The organism is Nostoc sp. JL34, from assembly GCF_017114945.1.
Taxonomy (GTDB): Bacteria; Cyanobacteriota; Cyanobacteriia; order Cyanobacteriales; family Nostocaceae; genus Nostoc.
Map to the genome: position 1 here is coordinate 88,784 of NZ_JABXKQ010000124.1, position 19,372 is coordinate 108,155.

A 19,372-nucleotide genomic window follows, 5' to 3' on the forward strand; every position below is an offset into this window, starting at 1 on the left:
TTCTTACTTATTTAGCTGCCGATATAGAAGTTGTAGAGCTTGTTTTTCTATCTGTCTGACTCTTTCCCGACTAATACCCATCCGCTGACCAATCTGTTCTAGAGAAAGTTCATCTCCATCTGTCAAACCAAAGTGTAAATTTAATACTTCTTGTTGTTGACGATTTAGATTTAACAATAAAGCTTCAACTTCCTGATTGAGAGATTCCCTATTTGTATAGCCATTGTCAGAATATCTATAATCTTCTATTAAATCTTGTAATTGTATATCTTTGTCTGCCCCCACTGGCAGATCGAGGGAGATAGTTTGACGAGCCAAAAGTAGAAAGTCTCTAATCTGACTAGGCTTTAAAGAAAGTGCATCAGCAATTTCTGTACTGGTGGGAATGCGACCCAGCTTTTGAGATAACTCTCGCTGAACACGCTTAATTTTGTTTAACTTTTCATTGATGTGAATCGGTAATCTAATTGCTCGTCCTTGCTGGGCGATCGCTCTAGTAATTCCTTGACGAATCCACCAGTAAACGTAGGTTGAAAATCTGTAGCCTAGAGCCGGATTGAATTTCTCAACCCCTCTCTCTAAACCCAAAGTCCCTTCTTGAATTAAGTCCATTAGCTCTAAGTTCCGTCTCTGATATTGCTTGGCAATTGATACTACCAGCCGGAGATTAGACGCGATCATTTTCTGCTTGGCTTTTTTCCCTTGATTTAACTGCTGAAGTAGTTCTTGTTCACTTAACTGCATTTGCTTAGCCCATTCTGACGGTGTGGGTGTACGGTTTAATTCAACAGTCAGTTTTTCCGATTCAGCAAGTATTTTCATCATCTGCTGAACTTGTTGAGCAAAAAAAATTTCTTGCTCTTGAGTTAACAGAGGTATCCGGCCAATTTCTTGAAGATAAGCACGGACTGTATCAGTTGGAGATTGAGATACTTTGCTTGTGTTACTAACTTTGGTGTCTGTAAATGTTAAGTTACTCATGTTGAGTTAGCCTCTGCTTATTAATTAGGGTATTTTTTATTCGGGAAAAAGCGTAGATAGTGACTCGACGAGCCATAGAGGTTTTTATAAAAAAACCAGGTATCAAGTACTAGCTCCAAAAGAGCAATTAATACCCAAATTGCTAAAGAAACAATTACAGGTAGGCTGAGATCGGGAAACTTCCTTTGCAAATCGATAATGCCAAATAACAGCAAAAACACGAGAGAAACTCCTAAGAGGAATGACAACTTGACGATCGCAAGAATGAAACGGCTCATCTCTAGGATGCGATTGTAAAGTCTGGAAAATCTTTCCAGTATTTCTTCCATGTTATTGATGACAAGTGAAATTTGTTGTCGGTGCAGATGGGTAGCTAAGGAGCATTGTTGCTGCACTTGCGTCAACTCATGTTCATTCTTGAAATTATCTAAAAGCTTGTCCCAAGGTAGCACCTGGGAGCTAGTTGCCCAGATGGGAAAATCCTTTAAATGCAAGGGAACTAAATAGTTAATCAGTGCTATCAGAGTTTCATCAAAGTTACTAAGTTCGGGGGGAAGAGATTGAGTTAGACGAATGAGTTGGTCAATCTGAATCTGAAGTGTATAGTAGTCCTCATATCTCCTTTGAGCAATCAACTGACTAGTAAAGGTGAGAAAAACAATTAACACTCCCAATAAAGCAGCTAAAGACTGGGATACAGCAGAAAAGAATTCAATCGCTACCTGTTTAGGTACTGTCAGCCAGGGGGCATTTTCCCGCATCGAAAAAACCAAGGTGGCAACAAATACAAGCCCGACGATCGCTAGCTGATGGTGGGTAACAATAGCTATGATTGTCCGCACTAAAGGAGTGTTACTAAGTTGAACCAAGATTTGCAGACCTGGGACTGGTTCACAAATTTGAAGTCGTTGGGCTTTGCGGGTTGACATGATAGAAAGATACGGTTCCTGACTTGTTCACGACAGTGTTTATTAAGGAAGGCAGGGGGCAGGGGAGAAAGAGAGTTATTATCTCTTCCCCTGCTTCTCTTCTCTCCCTGCTCCGCTCAACAGATAACTTTGTTAACCGAACTGTATTGTCCTGCCTCCTTTATTCCCCACGCTGCAAACTCACATGATTGGCCCCAGACTGAATCAATTTGCTCAGGTCAGCAACGGCGCTAGCATACTGAGGATCGGCTAATGTCCCCAAGGTTTGGTTTTGCACTAATGCTTTCTGTTGTGCCTCGGTTAATGCCACGTTAATATCTGGGGCAATGCCGACATGATTGATATCTCGACCTTTCGGTGTGTAGTATTTAGCGATCGTTAATTTCAGCCCTGAACCATCCTCTAGTGGCTCTACTGCTTGAACTAAACCTTTACCGAAAGTGCGAGTCCCTACTAACGTGGCGCGATGATCATCTTGCAACGCTCCTGACAGAATTTCGCTGGCGCTAGCAGATCCCTTATCAACGAGTATGACTAAGGGTTTGTCCGTGAGAGGATGTCCCGACGCATTGTAGCTTTCTTTCACTTGGTCTCGATTTACCAAAGACACGATCGCTCCTTGCTTCAACCACATACTGGCAATTTGCAAACTCGCATCCAGTAGTCCACCTGGATCGGAACGCAGATCCAAAACGTAGCCCTGCACCTGTTGTTTTTCTAATGCTTGAATTGCGCGATGCATCTCTGCGGGTGCAGTTTGCGTAAACTCTGGCAAGCGAATGTAACCAATCTTGCCTGCTGGCGTTGTTTGCGTGTTGTAAGTTACAGGATGGATGGCAATATTTGCACGGGTAAGTTTGAAAGTTTGGGATTGGCTACCCCGTTGAATTGTGAGTACTACCTTAGTTCCCACGGGGCCGAGAATTCGCTTCACGGCATCATCAATTTTCATCCCTTGAGTTATTTGACCATTAATTTGGACAATTACATCGTCCGGCAAAATACCCGCTTTAAAAGCAGGGGTTCCTTGAATCGGGGCAACAACGGTTAAGGCTTTAGTTTTTTCATTCTGGGCCAGTTCCAGCCCTACACCACTGAGGTTGCCAGAAATGTCGTTATTTAGGGCTTGAAATTCCTGGGGGTCAAAAAACTCGGTGTAGCGATCGCCTAATTTCGCCACCATTTCTTGAATCGCTCCATAAGCCTGTTTCTTGGAACTATAGGAACGACTAAGATACTGCTGGCGAATAGCTTTCCAATCTTGATGGTTAAAACTGACATCAACATAATTTTTATCTAGGATTTGCCACACCTCATCCACCAGTTGTTGAGAGCTAGGTTGGGCTTTCCCTAGAGCTTTGGAAGTGTAGAGACTAGTTCCTACAAGGATTGCTGCTATAACAGCCAGTTCTATCTTGACAAGCAATTTTTGTTTAAACATATTTGAACTCTTGAAGAATAATCCAGAATTCAGAATGCAATCAATGAAGGGCTGAATACTTCCAATCGGAGATAATTCCTTCGGAATTCTGACTCATAAATTCTGTTTTGATAATACTACTAAGAATTATCTTGAGATTTCCCTTTGCGGTGGGGATAGGCAGTCTTAAAAATATCCTGAATTTTTGTCTTTTGTTCAGCAGTAAGATTCAGGCTCAACACTGCTTTACGCATTTTTTCACCTTGTTGTAATTTCGTTGACAATTCCTTTACCTGATCTGGGGTCAGAACTGCCTCAACTTGCTTGCGAACTTCTTCGCGCTTCTGGGCGCGTTCTGGCGTATTCGCTGCTGGAGAGTTTGGCACAGAAGTATCAGATACCTTTGTGCCAGAATCATTCCCTTGAGACACATCTGGAGACTTAGAACTGCTGCAACCTGTCATTCCTCCAATCAGGATAGTTGCCAGTAGCAGGGTTGGTAAAATTATCTGTTTTTTAATCATTTACTTCTGTTGTTTTTGTTGTGTGTAATAGAACTGTTCTGACTCAATTTCGGTTTATGACTGTTTAGAAGATGTTTAAAAAGTTGCTGCTTTACTCACACCAGCTAATCTTAGAAGTTGGAATGAATTTGCACATGAGCTAGAATTCCTAACCTGACCAGTAAAAAAGTACTCAAGTTTTTGTGACTTTTTTCCTAATTTAGAAATAATTAATCAGTCGGAACGGCTCTACCAATACTAGAAACAAATTCGTTATATAAAAAGGAGGGTTTCATCTCAACAGCGTCCATCTCTCAGGCTCCTGCCTCCTTTACCTCTAAAATTGTGAAAATACCTATGGTTTTGTCACAAAGTCCATTAAGTTGGAACAGTTCTATGGTTAGCTTGACCTACCCATCGTTTCGTCTATTGCTTTACCTAGAGTGGTTGTTATTAGCCACGGCAGTGTTCATGGAAGTTCTGCTGCCGTTTCAGTTGTCCTGGTCTTTGCCGCTAGGAGTTCTGGCGATCGCAACTTTCAGCTTGATGGGTTTGAGACTACCAATGGTGAAGCTGGAAAGAAAATTAATTTATACAGCCCTGGAATTCGGTTTAATTTTGCTGCCAGCAACTCAACATACTTTATCGACTCGCTCCGTTTTCCTGCTGTGTCTGGTACTGGTGATGCGGAGTTGTCTCATATTTAAGCGATCGGGACAGTTGGCTGTCTTGGGTTTATCTCTGCTTTCTTATGGAACACTGCTTTTATCAAGACCGATTGTACCTGAGAATTTTATGCCAGATAAGCTGATCCTCATGTCCTGGGATTGGCGATTGAGTAATATATTATTGTTTAGCTTAACGTTGGTATTCGCTTTATTGTTAATTAATGCCCTGCTTGCAGAGCGCCAAAGTCGAGAGCAGTTAGAAATTGCCCATCAGCAATTAGAGATCACCAATCAACAGCTGTGTCAGTATGCGCTACGGATTGAAGATCAGGCAACTTTGCAGGAACGTAACCGAATTGCCCGCGAAATTCATGATGGGTTAGGACACACTCTCGCCGCCCAAACCATTCAAATTAATAATACTTTGTTATTTTGGCAATCAAATAATGACAAAGCATTAACATTTCTCAAACAAGCAAAAGAATTGGGGGCTGAGGCGCTGCTAGAAATTCGGCGATCGCTTTCGGTTTTGCGTTCAAATCCTTTGCAAGGGCAATCTCTCAAATCAGCCATTGAAAAGCTACTGACAGATTTTCAGCAAACTACAAGTATTGAACCGTCCTGTAAAATTGATTTACCGCACACTTTACCAACAGAAGTAAACACGGCCCTTTACCGGATTGTGCAAGAATCGCTGACAAATATTTGCAAACATGCTCAGGCGACGAGTGTCACCGTTAAACTTCTGGCTCACGCTGGGATGATTCATCTGTCAATCGAAGATAATGGAAAAGGATTTAACCCCACTCAAAATACAACCGGCTTTGGATTACAAGGAATGCGAGAACGGTCGGTTGCACTGGGCGGTCAGTTAAATCTCCATAGTCAACTAGGAACAGGTTGCTGTATTTCTGTTTCTTTACCACTATCAAAGCTGTTGTTAGATGGCTTTTCAAGTAATTGAGTTACACTACTCCCCACTCCCTACTCCCCATCTCATATCATGTCCGCCTAATTAGTTATAATTCCCGCATCTGTGCAAAAACCAGGAAACTCTCTTTCCCCCTGCTCCCCTGCTCCCCTGCTCCCCTGCTCCCCTGCCCCCCTGCCCCCTGCTCCCCTGCCGTCTTAATGATAAGTCTTGAACCGGACACGATATCAGTTGTGGTCTAAATACCTAAAAATTGCTGTAAGCTAATGCTTATGATTCAGATTTTATTAGTTGACGATCAGCATCTTATTCGCCAGGGACTTAAGAGTATGCTTGAGTCCAATGCAGAGATGCAGGTAATCGGTGAGGCGGAAAATGGGCAACGGGCCCTCGAACAAATTGCTGCACTACAACCCGATATTGTGCTAATGGATATCCGAATGCCTGTAATGGATGGAGTTGCCACCACAAAAGCGATCGCTCAACAATATCCTGACATTAAGGTTCTCGTCCTCACCACCTTCGATGATGATGAGTATGTTTTCCAGGCGATGCGGCTGGGTGCAAAGGGCTATTTGCTCAAGGACACTGAACCAGATGAACTAATGTTGGCAATTCTATCTGTCTACAAGGGACAAACCTTACTCGGCCCAGGATTGTTTGAGAAAGCACTCACACCGATTGCCGCACCTGTCCCAGCTGTACAACCCCCTCCAGAATTGGCGCAACTCACAGCCAGAGAATTAGATGTATTGCGGTTAATTGCTTGTGGAGCCAATAACCGTGAGATTGCTGAATCGCTGTTTCTTTCAGAAAACACTGTTAAAAATTATGTTACCAATATTCTGAGTCGGTTGAGTTTACGCGATCGCACTCAAGCTGCTTTGTTTGCCCATTCGTTGTTTGGTGGAATTAAATAAATTTCTAAAAAAAGTGGCAGAGGGCAGGGGAAGAAGAGAAGCAGGGGGAGCAGGGGAAGAAGAGAAGCAGGGGAAGAGAAATTGCTTAATAATAAAATAACTCTCTTTCCTCCCCTGCCCCCTGCCCGAATCAATTTTAAACTTAACAAAATCTTAATTTCTGCTTGATCCTGGGTTGCTAAGTTCCTTGTGTTTGGTTGAGCAGCAATTGGGAGACAAGTCAAATCAAGCCACTGTTTGTGCTTTTCACAACTGACCCTCCTCAATGCCAACTGTATTTACATCTGAGTAGGGGTGAATATGGAACTTATGGATGGCGATCGCCTGCTAGCAAATCGGTGCAGACGGCGGAGTTTTTTATTGGGTGCAGGATTCTTAACGGGATTAACAATCGCTAGCCAATGGCATCCGGTATTGGCTAAATCTAGGTTTTCTGATTATCCATTCAGTCTTGGTGTTGCCTCTGGCGATCCTTTGCCGGATGGTGTTGTTCTCTGGACACGACTGGCTCCAAATCCACTCTCTGGAGGTGGAATGCCACTCGTAAATGTTCCAGTGCGGTGGCAAGTTGCTCTGGATGAAAACATGAGACGGGTTGTGCGTCAAGGAACAGTGCTGGCGACACCAGAGTTAGCACACTCAGTCCATGTTGATGTTTCTGGACTAGACCCTGACCGTTGGTACTGGTATCGATTTCAAGCGGGTAAGGAAGCTAGTCCCATTGGACGGACTCGCACAGCACCAGCATTTTATGCCCCTATCCGACAACTAAACTTTGCTTTTGTCTCTTGTCAAGACTGGCAAAATGGCTACTATACGGCTTATCGGCATTTGGCTGATGAAAATCTCGACCTGGTGGTTCATCTGGGTGACTACATCTACGAATACGGGCCACAATCCGGTGGCCCTCGCCAGCATAATAGTCCAGAAATTATCACTCTTGCCGACTACCGCGATCGCTACGCCCTCTACAAAAATGACCCGAATCTTCAAGCTGCTCATGCAGCTTTTCCCTGGATTGTCACTTGGGATGATCATGAAGTTGACAATAACTATGCCAACTTAATCCCCGAAGACAACCAAACCCAAGAGGCTTTTAGGAAACGGCGAGCCAATGCTTACCAGGCTTACTACGAACACATGCCCCTACGTCTGTCTTCATTGCCCAAGGGCCCAGATGCGCTGCTTTATCGGCGGTTGACTTTTGGTAATTTAGCTGAGTTCAATGTCCTAGATACTAGGCAGTATCGCACTAATCAACCTTGCGATGATGGACTGAAGCCTCGCTGTCCCCAAGCTTTTGATCCCAATGCTACCATGACCGGCTCAAAACAAGAGCAGTGGCTACAAAAAGGGTTAGACCAGTCGCGATCGCGTTGGAATGTGATTGCTCAACAGACAATGCTAGCCGAGTACAATTTTAATAGTAGTTCAGGTGCAGGTGTCTTCAATTTGGATCAGTGGGACGGCTACGTGGCTGCACGGAATCGGCTCTTAAGTTTTCTAAACCAGCGCCAACCCTCTAATCCAGTAGTGATTACCGGAGACATCCATTCTAGTTGGGTACACGACCTGAAGCTTGACTTTAATAACCCAAACTCAGCGACGGTAGGCACTGAGTTTGTCGGAACCTCAATTACCTCTGATTTTCCCACCGCATTTATCGCTCCAGTTCAAGCTTCCCTACGTAATAATCCCCATACTAAGTTTTTTGACGGTGCTTACCGAGGATACGTTCGCTGCAACCTTACCCCAAAAGGCTGGCAAAGTGACTACCGCGTTGTCTCAAGCATCGTTGACTTGAATGCCTCTGTGAAAACCCTAGCTTCGTTTGTAGTCCAAAACGGACAACCAGGAGCATATCTCAGTTAAGCAAATCTCACAAGCAATCAAATAAACCTCCCAAATAGAATCTGGGGGGTTTCAATATAGTATGAAATATAACTCCGACTATTAGAACATCCCGATCGGATACTATTCGGATATAGCTATCCGATCTGAGTTACAAAAACTGCAAGAGACTAAAAAAAAGCGGAGAATATGGGAAATTTAGGAGTAGTATAGACTATTCAAGCTGGAAGCGATCGCCTGTTAAAGATTACACTAAATCAGTTTTTTTGAAGAGTTTTTTTGGCATTTCTTTGCAATACTTAACTAACTTCTAATTAAAAAAAGTGAACATAGATTAAAAATGATAACTAGCATCATAATTTATTAAGTTATTCGGGCTAAATTGAGAGTATGCTTAATAATTGAAGTCTAGTTGATAATTTAAGTAACTAGGTGCAAATAAACTTAAACATTTGTTGAGTTTTTTATAATTTGCCATTTGTTTGAGTGTTAAATACCAAAAAACAGAGTTTATTTGTACCAACTTACGAACTAGGTTGTCGAGCAAGGCGGTAAAAAGCTGACCAGAGCCAAGTACTAACAGCGAAAACAAAAGTAAACTTAACAAAAATTACGTAAGATGATAAGCAAAATTTTGCTGGCTGTATCGGGATTGGGACACGCAGAAGAAATGCTCAAAACCCTGAAAGAAATCCCTTCAATTCAATCTGCAAAAGTTACAATTTTGCATGTTGTTCATGCACAAAGTACTGCTGCTACCATGACAGCTAAATGGGAAAATGGTGGTAAAATTCTGGCGAATGCCATTCAAACTTTGAACTTAGATCCTAGCCAAGTTTCTTCAATTTTGCGTGAAGGTGATCCCAAAGATGTAGTTTGCCAAGTAGCTGATGAAATCGACGCTGACTTGATTATTATGGGTTCACGCGGACTGAAGCGGCTGCAATCGATTTTATCGAATTCTGTCAGTCAGTATGTTTTCCAACTATCTTCTCGCCCCATGCTGCTGGTAAAAGATGATATTTATGTCAAAAGAATTAAGCGCATTATGGTGGCAATAGATAACTCTGATTCAGCAAAAAACTGCTTGAAATTGGCACTGTTTTTACTGCGAGATATTGCGGGCGGCGAGTTAATTTTGGCAAATATTAGTACAGATTTAGGCGGTAAAAAATCGGAAATAACCAAGGTTAACTCAGATAAAAATCCAGTTTTAGCGGCCGCTGTTGCAGAAGCTGAAAAACAGGGCGTCCAATCTCGTTCTTATATCAGTAGTGGCAAACCTGGTGAAGAAATTTGTCGGTTGGCAGAGGAGTTGAATATAGACTTATTATTGCTCGGTTCTCCAGATCGTCGTCCATCTATCGCGAAGAGTTTTGTTGATATAGACAGACTCATCGGCTCTTCGTTGTCTGACTATGTTCGAGTTAATGCCACTTGTCCGGTATTGTTGGCGCGGACAATCGCTTAAGGTCAAAAGTGTTGAGTAACGAGTTGGTGATTGATAAATAATAACCCCTGCACTACTGGTGCAGGGGTTATTTATTTTATACACAAACTCTTAACTATCTTTTCCACCTTCGCGGCTAGCAGTTTGGATGTAAAGAATTAGTAAAAACACAGCGGGAACAAGTACGAACAAAATGCTCGCTATGAATCCCAGGTCATTAACTTGCATGGCAAGAAAACCTCTCTTGAATTTCCAGTCAACAACATTAGGATAGCATCATCGATGACAGAGTTATACCAATTCAAAATTCAAAGTAACACTCGCGGACTCGCTAACAAAATTCAAAATGAGTAAACTCAATTTTGGTAAGTATTTTGACTACTGACTGGATACAAATTGAAGCAATGGCAGATTTGAGAATTTAAGGCTTCGTGACTACGCTGACTGAGCCATTCACTAAAGTTTGACAGGCAAGGCGGTAATTTTCTGGCTTTTTCTTGAATTTCCGGTTTTCTACGTCTGTGCGGGGAGAAAGATTTTCTAGTCCTTCGACTATCTCGACAACACAAGTACCACATTGACCATTACCACCGCAATTGGTCATCTTGCCAATCAATGTATATATGTCAATGCCATTTTGTATCGCCTTGAGCCGGAGATTAGCACCATCTGCCGCTATTATTTCTTTATTCTCTTTAACGAATTTGATATTACCCATAACTGACTCCTCCTTGACTGTAAGCTTGGCTTTCAAGGCTTCATATTGACATGGCTTGATTAACATCATATTTATTATATTAATTCATTACAAAATATTAATAAATATTAATTTTATAAAACACGGCGCTACAAAAAAATAGGACAGGTACTTACCTGTCCTATCTAATTGAAAAATAAATTAACTTACCTAAATCCTACGGCTGCTTGCCAAACGAAAGCAAGCAACAAGAAGAATACGGGGATGACTGGGAGAACGTCCACCAAGGGATCAAAGATTTGGTAAGCTTCAGGCAGTTTTGCTAATAAAAGTGCTGCTTCCATGTTTGTTTAAATCCACCTATCCAACACAGCTTTCATAATTGAGAAATATCTTAACATGGTTTGCGTCTTGATCATTTGTCAATAGTCATTTGTAATTTCTCCCTCATCTGGTGGTGATTCAGATGAGTTTAGCCAGTGACCAAATTCTGTGGCAAAGCGATCGCTCAATATTGCTTCTCTAATATGCTGCGTAAAGCGAATTAATTCGGTAATGTTGTGAATGCTCAACAAGGTATAAGCCAAAATTTCCTGCGATCGCACTAAATGAGATATGTAAGCACGGCTAAAATTTTGACAAGTGTAGCACGAACAAGTTTCATCTAATGGCGTAAAATCTTCACGAAACTTAGCATTTTTTAAATTCCAGCGTCCGCCCTGGACTATCGCTGTCCCATGTCTGGCCCAGCGGGTGGGAATTACGCAATCAAATAAATCTATCCCAGATGCGATCGCGATCGCCATTTCCCGATAAGTACCCACACCCATCAAGTAACGCGGCTTTTCGGGGGGTAAAAGTGGTGCTGTCACTTTTACAATCTCAGCCATCAATTCTGGCGGTTCTCCCACACTCACGCCACCGATAGCATATCCGGGCAAATCCAACTTAGCCAAAGCTTCCGCCGCACGGCAACGCAAATCCAAATATACGCCCCCTTGCACAATCCCAAACAAGGCTTGATCGCTGCGTTGATGAGCCGTTATACAGCGTTCTAACCAGCGGTAAGTGCGCTCAGTTGCGATTTCTACCTCTTGGCGAGTCGCTGGGTAGGGCGGACACTCATCAAAGGCCATAATCACATCTGCCCCTAAAGTATTTTGAATCTCAATGGAGCGTTCTGGTGTCAAGTTAATAATTCGTCCATCATGAGGCGATCGGAAAGTTACGCCTTCTTCAGAAATTTTTCGCATCTCGCTTAAGCTGAAGACCTGAAACCCACCCGAATCTGTGAGCATTGGGCCGTTCCAACCCATAAATTTGTGCAACCCACCACCTCCAGCCACGATCGCTTCTCCTGGTTGTAAGTGAAGATGATAAGTATTAGATAAGATCATTTGCGCCCCAGTATCTAGTAGCTGCGCCGGGGTGATAGTTTTGACATTAGCCAGGGTTCCCACTGGCATAAATCTGGGGGTTTCTACAAGACCGTGAGGGGTGAAAAACACTCCGGCTCTAGCTTTGGTTTGGCTACAGCTAGCAAGACATTGAAAAGAAAAATTCGCACTCATGCCATTTTGGATTTTAGATTTTGGATTGTGAAACGCTAATCGGTGAAGAGTTTCAGAAATCCATAACTAGCAGCCATAAAACCAAATGGTATTAGGGCAAAATTAAGATTATTTGGCTAAATTATGGACAAAGTTAAGAACTGGTAATTGAGTTTTGGTGAACACTTAAGCATTCACCACTAACCTAGTTACCAACTTTACGAGTATATACTGCAATAATTATTCTTTAGAAAGAATCAGAACAGTCATCGTCGATTTCAGCATCCCATCTAGCTGAGAGGACTTGCTCCATCATCGCTTCTATGGCGCTGACATTGAAGCTTCGCTCTCGTCGCTCTTGTAGGGGGGTTGAGCGGGGAATCAACCGCAGACACACTCCTTCTTGCATCAAATCAAAGAAGGTTTCTTGTTGCGACGACTGTTTTAGTTCCAAGTAATCAAAACTCCAAACATTCAAATATAGCGCGTGGTTAGCTACTAAGGTAGACCTTTGCGGATTGGCAAAAACTTCCATCACATCCCCCTCACCCTCGCTCAGTACCTTATCTTCTTGGGTGTAGATGTAGTGGACTCGACCTAAATCTGCCAGCAATCGCCGGATGTCGAGCTTATTCACAATGATGCCCGTGTTAATAATGCACGGAGCTGGTATCCTGGTGTCGGGTAGATGGTGACTCATAGGAAAATAGCGATTGAGCTAAGGAGAGTGACAACATAGCTAAACTGTCATAATTGAATAGCTTGTTCACTCCCTACATTTAAAAAAATATCAATTTTGTGGAGCAATGGTCTAATAATTTGGAGTAAGTTTTTAGTTAATGAATACAAAACACAAATTTTGCTCCCTGATGGAATTTTAACTTCCTAAACCGCTTGTCTTTGTATAAAAAATACTCAAAGTTATTTATTTACCACTTAGACCAGCATAACAAAATTTTCAATGAGAATGTCTGATGGAAGTAAATCTTATCTAAAGTTTTAAAGTCTGGCCATGTCGGTTTTACCGAATATCAATAATATTATCTAGCAATTTACCAAATTTTAATGTAATTCAGATGACGAAACAGCAACAGTGGTGGAAAAAGCTGCTGTTAAAGCTGGCAGCTAGTATTATATTTTACACAAGTATTCCACTACCGTATTTGAACGGATTGGACTTTCAGGGAGTGGCACGTCTTGCTTCGCTTGTCGGGTTGATAATTGGGGGAATTTTAGGATTTTTGGATACGGGGATGAATTATTTGGGTATGCCCGTGTTAACTCGTAGTGCTTTAGTAGTAAGTATTTGGATTGCCATAACTGGAGGACTACACTTAGATGGAGCAATGGATACTGCTGATGGTTTGGCAGTAGGCGACCCAGATCGGCGATTAGAGGTAATGGCAGATAGTGCCACAGGAGCCTTTGGAGCAATGGCTGCGAGCGCCTTGGTGATACTGAAAATAACAGCTTTGACGGATATGCCAGAAAACCGTTGGTTGTTGCTGATGGCTGCTTGTGGCTGGGGACGTTGGGGACAACAGCTAGCGATCGCTCGATACCCTTATCTGAAAGCAACTGGTAAAGGCGCATTTCACAAACAAGCCATTCGTTCTTACAAAGATTTGTTACCGGGATTGTTGTTGTTATTTAGTTTGAGTGGTTTACTTGTGCTGATAGATAAACAGCAGCTATTTCTCGCACTGACAATGATAGTTGTTGGAAGTGCGATCGCCACTTTAACTGGTGCATGGTTCAACCACAAACTAGGCGGACACACTGGAGATACCTACGGCGCAGTCGTTGAGTGGACTGAAGCCTTATTCCTGTGCGTATTGACCGTTTTTTAAGAAATGGGGGCTGGGGAGGCTGGGGAGCAGGGGAGCAGGGGAGGTGGGGGGAGCAAAGAATTAATAACCAATGCCCAATGCCCCATGCCCAATGACAAATGACAAATGACTACTTCATTTAATCGGTTGCAACTTTGTCACCTTGAGTTTAAAAGCCCCAATCCCAGTTTCTCCAAAAGACCGGACACGAATAACATAATTCCCTGTCTCTACGATGCGAGTAAATAGTAGGGAATTGCTACTACCATCAGGGCCATCATCATTTTCTGCCAGAGTTGAACCATCAGGGGCCAACAGTGTGATGATGCTGTCAAAGCTTTCTGATGACAAGTCAACTGCTAAATTATCGCCCTTCTGCAACTTCACTGTGTAATCACGAGCAAACCCACCTTGACCTGTGGGAATGTCTTTGTCTGAGAGGCTATCGGAAAGTTCAGTACTGTTAGATAAAGGAATTGGACTATACAACTTATTTTGAGCAAAAGCTGCACTTGTGCTTATGCCTATTGCCAGCAATGTGGCAGGAATGATGATGAGTTGTTTTAAACCTGCCGCAAAAACTTTATTCATACATTTCAAGCAATGTTTCCACAAAAATAGGGTAATTCAGTCAAATTATGCACTTATCTGTCAAAGCTTGGCGATTAATTCTTGATTTATCCGTCTTTGACGGCAGTGGCTACTGCTACTAATCCTAAGACCACAATTCCATACTGACGAAGTGTTTGCACAGCAGACCTGGCAGTAGCACCAGTAGTATAAATGTCGTCCACTAACAGCACTGGAACATTTGGGGGACGATGGCGAAATTCTTGCCCAACAGCAAAAGCTTTGACCAAGTTTTTTTCTCGTTTAGATACCGACAAACCAAACTGCGCTTCAGTTTCTCGCACTCTTGCTAAACCGTTTAGTTTCAATTTTAATCCAGTTATTTCGCAAAAGCTTTGTGCTATGAGTGCGGCTTGATTGTATTTACGTTGCTTTTGTTTGCTAGCGTGGAGTGGGATGGGAACTACCACAGGCTGGCTATCTCGCCTCGGTGAATTTAACAACCATGCTTCTCCTAACCATTGACCCAAAGGACGAGCTATTTGGGGTTGATTTTCGTATTTCATCGCCGCGATCGCTCGTTTCACGGGGCCACCATACTCCCCCCAGCCAAACACTGGTATTGGCTCTTGCCATAGAGAAATCTGGTCTTTACGTTGACATTTTTGCAGTTGTCTGGTGCAGTTGTCACAGAATTCTTGGGAGGTTGCGCGTTGACATAGGGGGCAATGGGATTGGAGAAAAAGATTCAGTAAGCCTGTGAGATTTTTAATCCAAGTGTGCATTTAGAATTGTCCTTTGTCATTAGTCATTAGTCATTAGTCTTTGACCAATGACTTAACATACACGCGATCGCACCTTGTTGTTTCTACTCCCGTTGCTGGAGTGTAGCCGTTGCTTTCATACAGCTTGACTGCTTCCACCAAAACACTGGCGGTTTCAATCCAAATTTGCCCAAATCCACGTTTTGCGATCGCTGCTTCTAGCTGTTGTAACAAATATTTCCCTAATCCCAAACCCCTGATGCTGGGCAAAAGATACATTTTGCGGATTTCTACAGCTTTTTGGCCTCGGTGTATGGGGTAGTATGCTCCAGTGCCTACTAACTGGCTTTGGTGTTCAATTACCCAAAACTCTCCCCCAGTAGCTAAATAACATTCCTCGACTTGCAACACATCTCGGTCAGCGCCCTTTGGTTCCCATCCCAGACCGTATTCTGATAACACATAACTGATGACTTCGGCGGCCCTTGTGCGATCGCTTTCCACCCAATCACGAATTATAAAATCTTGATAATAGTTTTTCATACCATTTGCTGGTCAAGTTTACACAGAAAATTTTCCGCATCTATATCCCAATTTACCCAGCAAATAGCAATTCTTGCAGAGTCGATTTCAGCCGAGACTCTCAAGGCGTGAATTCCGCCAGTCCTGGAAAAAATTATCTTTACCAAATAAGTTGGCTCTACATCTACATCGTCAACGCAGAGTCAGGTATATTCTCGCCAGAATTGAGTTCTTGCGCTTCAATTTTCTACATTCGTAAGATTTTAAGTAACTTTTCTCAATCAGTTAATCTACTTAAATAGCTGGTTATGAAAATGATAATCATCTGAGAGTAAAAAAAGGGGGTAAGGGAAGCGAGGGGTTGCCAACAAATAAATTACCCATCCGGCAAAATCACAATTAGAGACTTCTTATTTGGAAGTCCCTAACTGTTTTAATAAAACTTGCCACAGTAGCAACGACAATTCAACGAGATGGTAGCGATGCCTGCGGCGGGCTACGCTGACATTGATCTTATGACTTGATAGTCTCTAGGGACTTCCAAATAAAAAAATACTCAATTAACTCTTGTGGGGTGGGCGTCTCGCCTGCCCTATAGACTGGGCGGGCAAGATGCCATTGGTGTCAAGTTAAGCTCAAACTTCCTATGTCAATAAGCATTTAGGCTTAAAAATTCGGTTTGAAAGGGACAAAAAACGAACTTTTTCATGGACTATTAATGCTTTGTTTATTAGCATCACTCCCAGCTTGCGTATAAAAGTCAGAAAAAAGTTCACCTTTATACTTCGTTCCTAACAAAACCTATCGTTGACAAATGGGTTTTAACCTTAAGTTGACACTAATGGCAAGATGCCCACCCCACAATATTGGATAATTTATTTCTTGGAGTTCCCCTATGACCTGTGCCAAGGGCCCCAAATAGCTAAAGTAATACCAGGGGTTTGAATGTTGACGAACAAAGTATGACCATCAGGTGAAAAGCAGGCTCCAGCAAACTCGCCGGTTTGGAGGGCATTACGTGCAAATTTGTAGATTTCACCATTGGGAGTAATACCGATTAAGAAATTGTCACCTCCTCCGTCTTCACAGAGGATAAGATCCCCAAATGGTGCAACAACGAGATTATCAGGCATATCGAGTTCATCTTTAGATTGAGACTCGACAAACAATTCAATTGTCTCTTCACTCGGAATGTAGCGCCAGACCTGACCACCCCCTACAGGGCCACCACTGGTAGCAGTGAAGTAAAATTCACCTTTGCTTTTCTTATCATCTTTGCCCTTCTTGTCTTTCTTGCCCTTGTTGTCATCGTACCAGATGCCTTCCCCACGGTTAAACTGGGCTGCGCCTAAGTTGCGACCTTGCACTCTGACATTATCTACAGTCGTAGGATTTGGTTCAGGAATAGTCACCCAATCTACATCCAATTTTTGTCCGACTACAAAACCGGTATTGGTGTTAACCCCAGGTCTATCTTTAATCCTCAGAGCTTGGAGAGTGCCTCCTGCTTTTAAATTGCCATACTGTTTGGGGATAAAACGATAGAAGAGACTACTCCCATTATCTTCAGTCTGATAAACAATCCCAGTTTTGGGATCTACAGCTACAGCCTCATGATTAAACCGTCCCATTGCAACTAGAGGTACTGGCTCAACAGGAGAGGTGGCCTTAGCTGGAACCTCAAAGTTATAACCATGTGGCTTAGTAACTCCATTCGTTGCAGTCGGAATAGTTACATCCTCTTCACAGCTAATCCATGAACCCCAAGGAGTTAGACCACCCGCACAGTTACGAATGGTTCCACCCAGAGAAGTGAACTCTTTGATCAGTTGGCGATCGCGTCCTACAATCAGGGTAGTAGTGCCACCTCTGCAAATGGGATCGTAGGGATTCGGCACTTGTGCTCGTGTACTAGAATTGATGCTAAGTTCGTGATTACGAACCAGGATTGTTGTGTTTTTGGGGCCAGGGAAAGCTGCCATACCATCATGATTACTAGGCTCTGGAGTCCCATCGCTCATGAGAGTGCCTGTGCGAGATATGATTCGATACTGAAATCCATGTGGTAAATCTAACAAGCCATTGGAATCTGGTACAAGTGACCCATATCCTCTACCGTGTCTTGAACCAAAAGTTTGTCTGGCAAGAAGACCTTCCATAGGAGACACCATCAAGGTGCCGACAGCAGTTGTACCTGCTATTGCAAAGAATTTACGTCTTGAAAATGTCATGAGAATGTTTTGGTTACTGAAGATAATGCTGAGAAAAAAATATTTGATCTTGATTAAGTTTGGGTAATGCTTAATTTAACTTAGGGTTAGTCAATAAAAGGTGAATTTATCTAAAATTTGCTTTTTTTTGGCAAAATTATGCATAGATACTTCAAAGAAACCCACTGCTTAAAGTTTGGGGCTATATAAACAAGGAAAGAAAAGAATTAATTTTATAAAAGTAGGTCGGCAGAATCAAACCAAACTATGTTTTCAAAAATGAACGAGGCTAAAACCCTCTTCCCTCCTGCCTTATCCCAACAACAAATATTTACGCCTACCTACTAATTATTGATTTCTACTATCTTATGCAGCACAAATAATCTAATAAAGCAAGAAAAATCAATGGTTATGTGGTGGCCATTTGGATATAGCAATTCTACTTAATTTGTGAGAATTGCAACCCACATATCCCCGGCAACTTTTATGAAGTCGGGGATCTTGTTTATGCGCGTTTGATTCAGGATTGTTATAGTTATTGGCAGCGAACTTTTAACTGACAATTCCTAGATTGTTGTAGATTTCGATGAGATTGCCATCAGGATCGCGAAAATGAGCTGTGCGAATTCCCCAGTCTGGGCGATCTTGTGGTTGAGTTACAACGATCGCATTCTGAGCTTTTACTAGCTCATAGACCTCATCCACGTTATCAACGGCGAAAATTAAGACAACTTTATCTCGATTGACAACATAAGAAGGCTGTTCAATTCTTGGGACTACTTCAGCCATTAATTCTTTTTTGAACAAACCCAGTTTGAGATATCCGGTATTAAACTCAGCATATCCGCTATCTTCATCGCCCCAATCGACATCAAATTTCAGCAGATCCCGGTAGAACAGAAAAGAATCTTTATAGTTGGAGACAAGCAGTCTCAGGTGTGTTAACTGAAGCTTCATAATCTGTTGCCTTCGTCTACTAACTGTGAATTCTAGGTTCTGGGTGCAAAGTCGCCAACAACTCACTTTCGACAATTGCTAATTCATCAAGCCGTTGCATGACAATTTCTTTGTCGAAGTAAGTAGCAGCTAATACCCAATATATACCGTAGTGACGCGCTTCGGATGCCATTAGCCCCCGATAAAATTTTGCTAACTCTGGCTCTGGACAGTGAGCAGCTAATAGTCCTAGACGCTCGTGAGAGCGAGCTTCGATCAAACCAGTGACTAGTAAGGAATCCAGAAATCGCTCAGGTTCTTTGGGTCTGACAGCAGCTTTTAAACCCGCACCGTAAGGAGGCGGTGGTAAGGGAGCCAAGGGAATATTTCGGCGTTCTAACCATTGGTTAACTAGCTCAAAGTGTTCTAGTTCTTCGCGGGCGATCGCAGTTAGTTCCCGAACCATTTTAGTATTAGAAGGGTAGCGAAACATCATGTTCAAGGCCACGCCTGCTGCTTTGCGTTCACAGTGGGAGTGGTCGAGTAAGATGATATCTAAATTAGCGATCGCTTGTTCAACCCAAGCAGAGCTAGTGGGCTGTTTCAGGGCGTTGATAGTTGGTAACTGAGTAAGCACAGAG

Annotated in this window: 20 protein-coding genes; 5 read left to right on the plus strand and 15 right to left on the minus strand. The window is 42.6% G+C overall.

The window, feature by feature from the left end; all coding sequences use genetic code 11:
* Positions 1–3: 3 nt before the first annotated feature.
* From HWQ44_RS21930 to HWQ44_RS21945, 4 genes are all read right to left on the minus strand, one after another.
* The gene (locus HWQ44_RS21930; RefSeq protein ID WP_292722981.1) at positions 4–981 is read right to left on the minus strand and encodes an RpoD/SigA family RNA polymerase sigma factor; all 978 of its coding nucleotides are present in this window, start codon (positions 979–981) and stop codon (positions 4–6) included.
* 20 nt (positions 982–1,001) lie between these two features.
* Entirely contained in the window at positions 1,002–1,910 is a 909-nt protein-coding gene (locus HWQ44_RS21935) for a hypothetical protein (protein ID WP_292722983.1), read from the minus strand.
* Between the two features lie 160 nt (positions 1,911–2,070).
* The gene (locus HWQ44_RS21940) at positions 2,071–3,351 is read right to left on the minus strand and encodes a S41 family peptidase (RefSeq protein ID WP_292722986.1); all 1,281 of its coding nucleotides are present in this window, start codon (positions 3,349–3,351) and stop codon (positions 2,071–2,073) included.
* A 119-nt stretch (positions 3,352–3,470) separates the two neighbouring features.
* A complete protein-coding gene (locus HWQ44_RS21945) occupies positions 3,471–3,854 on the minus strand; it encodes a hypothetical protein (RefSeq protein WP_292722988.1) in 384 nt (127 codons plus the stop codon).
* 375 nt (positions 3,855–4,229) lie between these two features.
* Here HWQ44_RS21945 and HWQ44_RS21950 point away from each other — a divergent pair, with 375 nt between their 5' ends.
* The 4 genes from HWQ44_RS21950 to HWQ44_RS21965 all read left to right on the plus strand — a co-directional run bounded on the left by HWQ44_RS21950 (position 4,230) and on the right by HWQ44_RS21965 (position 9,674).
* On the plus strand, positions 4,230–5,465 hold the full coding sequence (locus tag HWQ44_RS21950; RefSeq protein ID WP_292722991.1) for a sensor histidine kinase: 1,236 nt from the start codon (positions 4,230–4,232) through the stop codon (positions 5,463–5,465).
* A gap of 239 nt (positions 5,466–5,704) precedes the next feature.
* Positions 5,705–6,352, plus strand: coding sequence for a response regulator transcription factor (locus tag HWQ44_RS21955; protein WP_292722995.1), 648 nt, complete (start codon positions 5,705–5,707; stop codon positions 6,350–6,352).
* A 300-nt stretch (positions 6,353–6,652) separates the two neighbouring features.
* Positions 6,653–8,224, plus strand: a complete 1,572-nt coding sequence (locus tag HWQ44_RS21960; RefSeq protein WP_292722998.1) for an alkaline phosphatase — start codon at positions 6,653–6,655, stop codon at positions 8,222–8,224.
* A gap of 598 nt (positions 8,225–8,822) precedes the next feature.
* Positions 8,823–9,674 (plus strand): universal stress protein, encoded by an 852-nt coding sequence (locus HWQ44_RS21965; protein WP_292723001.1) that lies wholly within the window; start codon positions 8,823–8,825, stop codon positions 9,672–9,674.
* 90 nt (positions 9,675–9,764) lie between these two features.
* Here HWQ44_RS21965 and psbM read toward each other — a convergent pair whose 3' ends face one another.
* The 5 genes from psbM to HWQ44_RS21990 all read right to left on the minus strand — a co-directional run bounded on the left by psbM (position 9,765) and on the right by HWQ44_RS21990 (position 12,600).
* The gene (psbM, locus tag HWQ44_RS21970; RefSeq protein WP_084227279.1) at positions 9,765–9,881 is read right to left on the minus strand and encodes a photosystem II reaction center protein PsbM; all 117 of its coding nucleotides are present in this window, start codon (positions 9,879–9,881) and stop codon (positions 9,765–9,767) included.
* Between the two features lie 193 nt (positions 9,882–10,074).
* Positions 10,075–10,371 (minus strand): 2Fe-2S iron-sulfur cluster-binding protein, encoded by a 297-nt coding sequence (locus tag HWQ44_RS21975; RefSeq protein WP_292723004.1) that lies wholly within the window; start codon positions 10,369–10,371, stop codon positions 10,075–10,077.
* Between the two features lie 185 nt (positions 10,372–10,556).
* Entirely contained in the window at positions 10,557–10,694 is a 138-nt protein-coding gene (locus tag HWQ44_RS21980) for a photosystem II reaction center protein K (RefSeq protein WP_006195022.1), read from the minus strand.
* Between the two features lie 78 nt (positions 10,695–10,772).
* The gene (tgt, locus tag HWQ44_RS21985) at positions 10,773–11,921 is read right to left on the minus strand and encodes a tRNA guanosine(34) transglycosylase Tgt (protein ID WP_292723007.1); all 1,149 of its coding nucleotides are present in this window, start codon (positions 11,919–11,921) and stop codon (positions 10,773–10,775) included.
* 226 nt (positions 11,922–12,147) lie between these two features.
* Positions 12,148–12,600: a hypothetical protein gene (locus HWQ44_RS21990; RefSeq protein WP_292723010.1), complete on the minus strand. Its 453-nt coding sequence runs from the start codon at positions 12,598–12,600 to the stop codon at positions 12,148–12,150.
* A 376-nt stretch (positions 12,601–12,976) separates the two neighbouring features.
* Here HWQ44_RS21990 and cobS point away from each other — a divergent pair, with 376 nt between their 5' ends.
* The gene (gene cobS, locus HWQ44_RS21995) at positions 12,977–13,750 is read left to right on the plus strand and encodes an adenosylcobinamide-GDP ribazoletransferase (RefSeq protein WP_292723013.1); all 774 of its coding nucleotides are present in this window, start codon (positions 12,977–12,979) and stop codon (positions 13,748–13,750) included.
* Positions 13,751–13,864: 114 nt separating this feature from the next.
* Here cobS and HWQ44_RS22000 read toward each other — a convergent pair whose 3' ends face one another.
* The 6 genes from HWQ44_RS22000 to miaE all read right to left on the minus strand — a co-directional run bounded on the left by HWQ44_RS22000 (position 13,865) and on the right by miaE (position 19,368).
* On the minus strand, positions 13,865–14,320 hold the full coding sequence (locus HWQ44_RS22000; RefSeq protein WP_292723015.1) for a PPC domain-containing protein: 456 nt from the start codon (positions 14,318–14,320) through the stop codon (positions 13,865–13,867).
* 86 nt (positions 14,321–14,406) lie between these two features.
* Positions 14,407–15,084, minus strand: coding sequence for a ComF family protein (locus HWQ44_RS22005; protein ID WP_292723019.1), 678 nt, complete (start codon positions 15,082–15,084; stop codon positions 14,407–14,409).
* Positions 15,085–15,117: 33 nt separating this feature from the next.
* A complete protein-coding gene (locus tag HWQ44_RS22010) occupies positions 15,118–15,606 on the minus strand; it encodes a GNAT family N-acetyltransferase (protein WP_292723022.1) in 489 nt (162 codons plus the stop codon).
* A gap of 872 nt (positions 15,607–16,478) precedes the next feature.
* Entirely contained in the window at positions 16,479–17,816 is a 1,338-nt protein-coding gene (locus HWQ44_RS22015) for an alkaline phosphatase PhoX (RefSeq protein WP_292723024.1), read from the minus strand.
* Between the two features lie 531 nt (positions 17,817–18,347).
* The gene (locus HWQ44_RS22020) at positions 18,348–18,752 is read right to left on the minus strand and encodes a VOC family protein (RefSeq protein ID WP_292723027.1); all 405 of its coding nucleotides are present in this window, start codon (positions 18,750–18,752) and stop codon (positions 18,348–18,350) included.
* A 19-nt stretch (positions 18,753–18,771) separates the two neighbouring features.
* Complete coding sequence (gene miaE, locus HWQ44_RS22025) at positions 18,772–19,368, minus strand: tRNA-(ms[2]io[6]A)-hydroxylase (RefSeq protein WP_229486691.1); 597 nt, start codon at positions 19,366–19,368, stop codon at positions 18,772–18,774.
* Between the last annotated feature and the right edge of the window lie 4 nt (positions 19,369–19,372).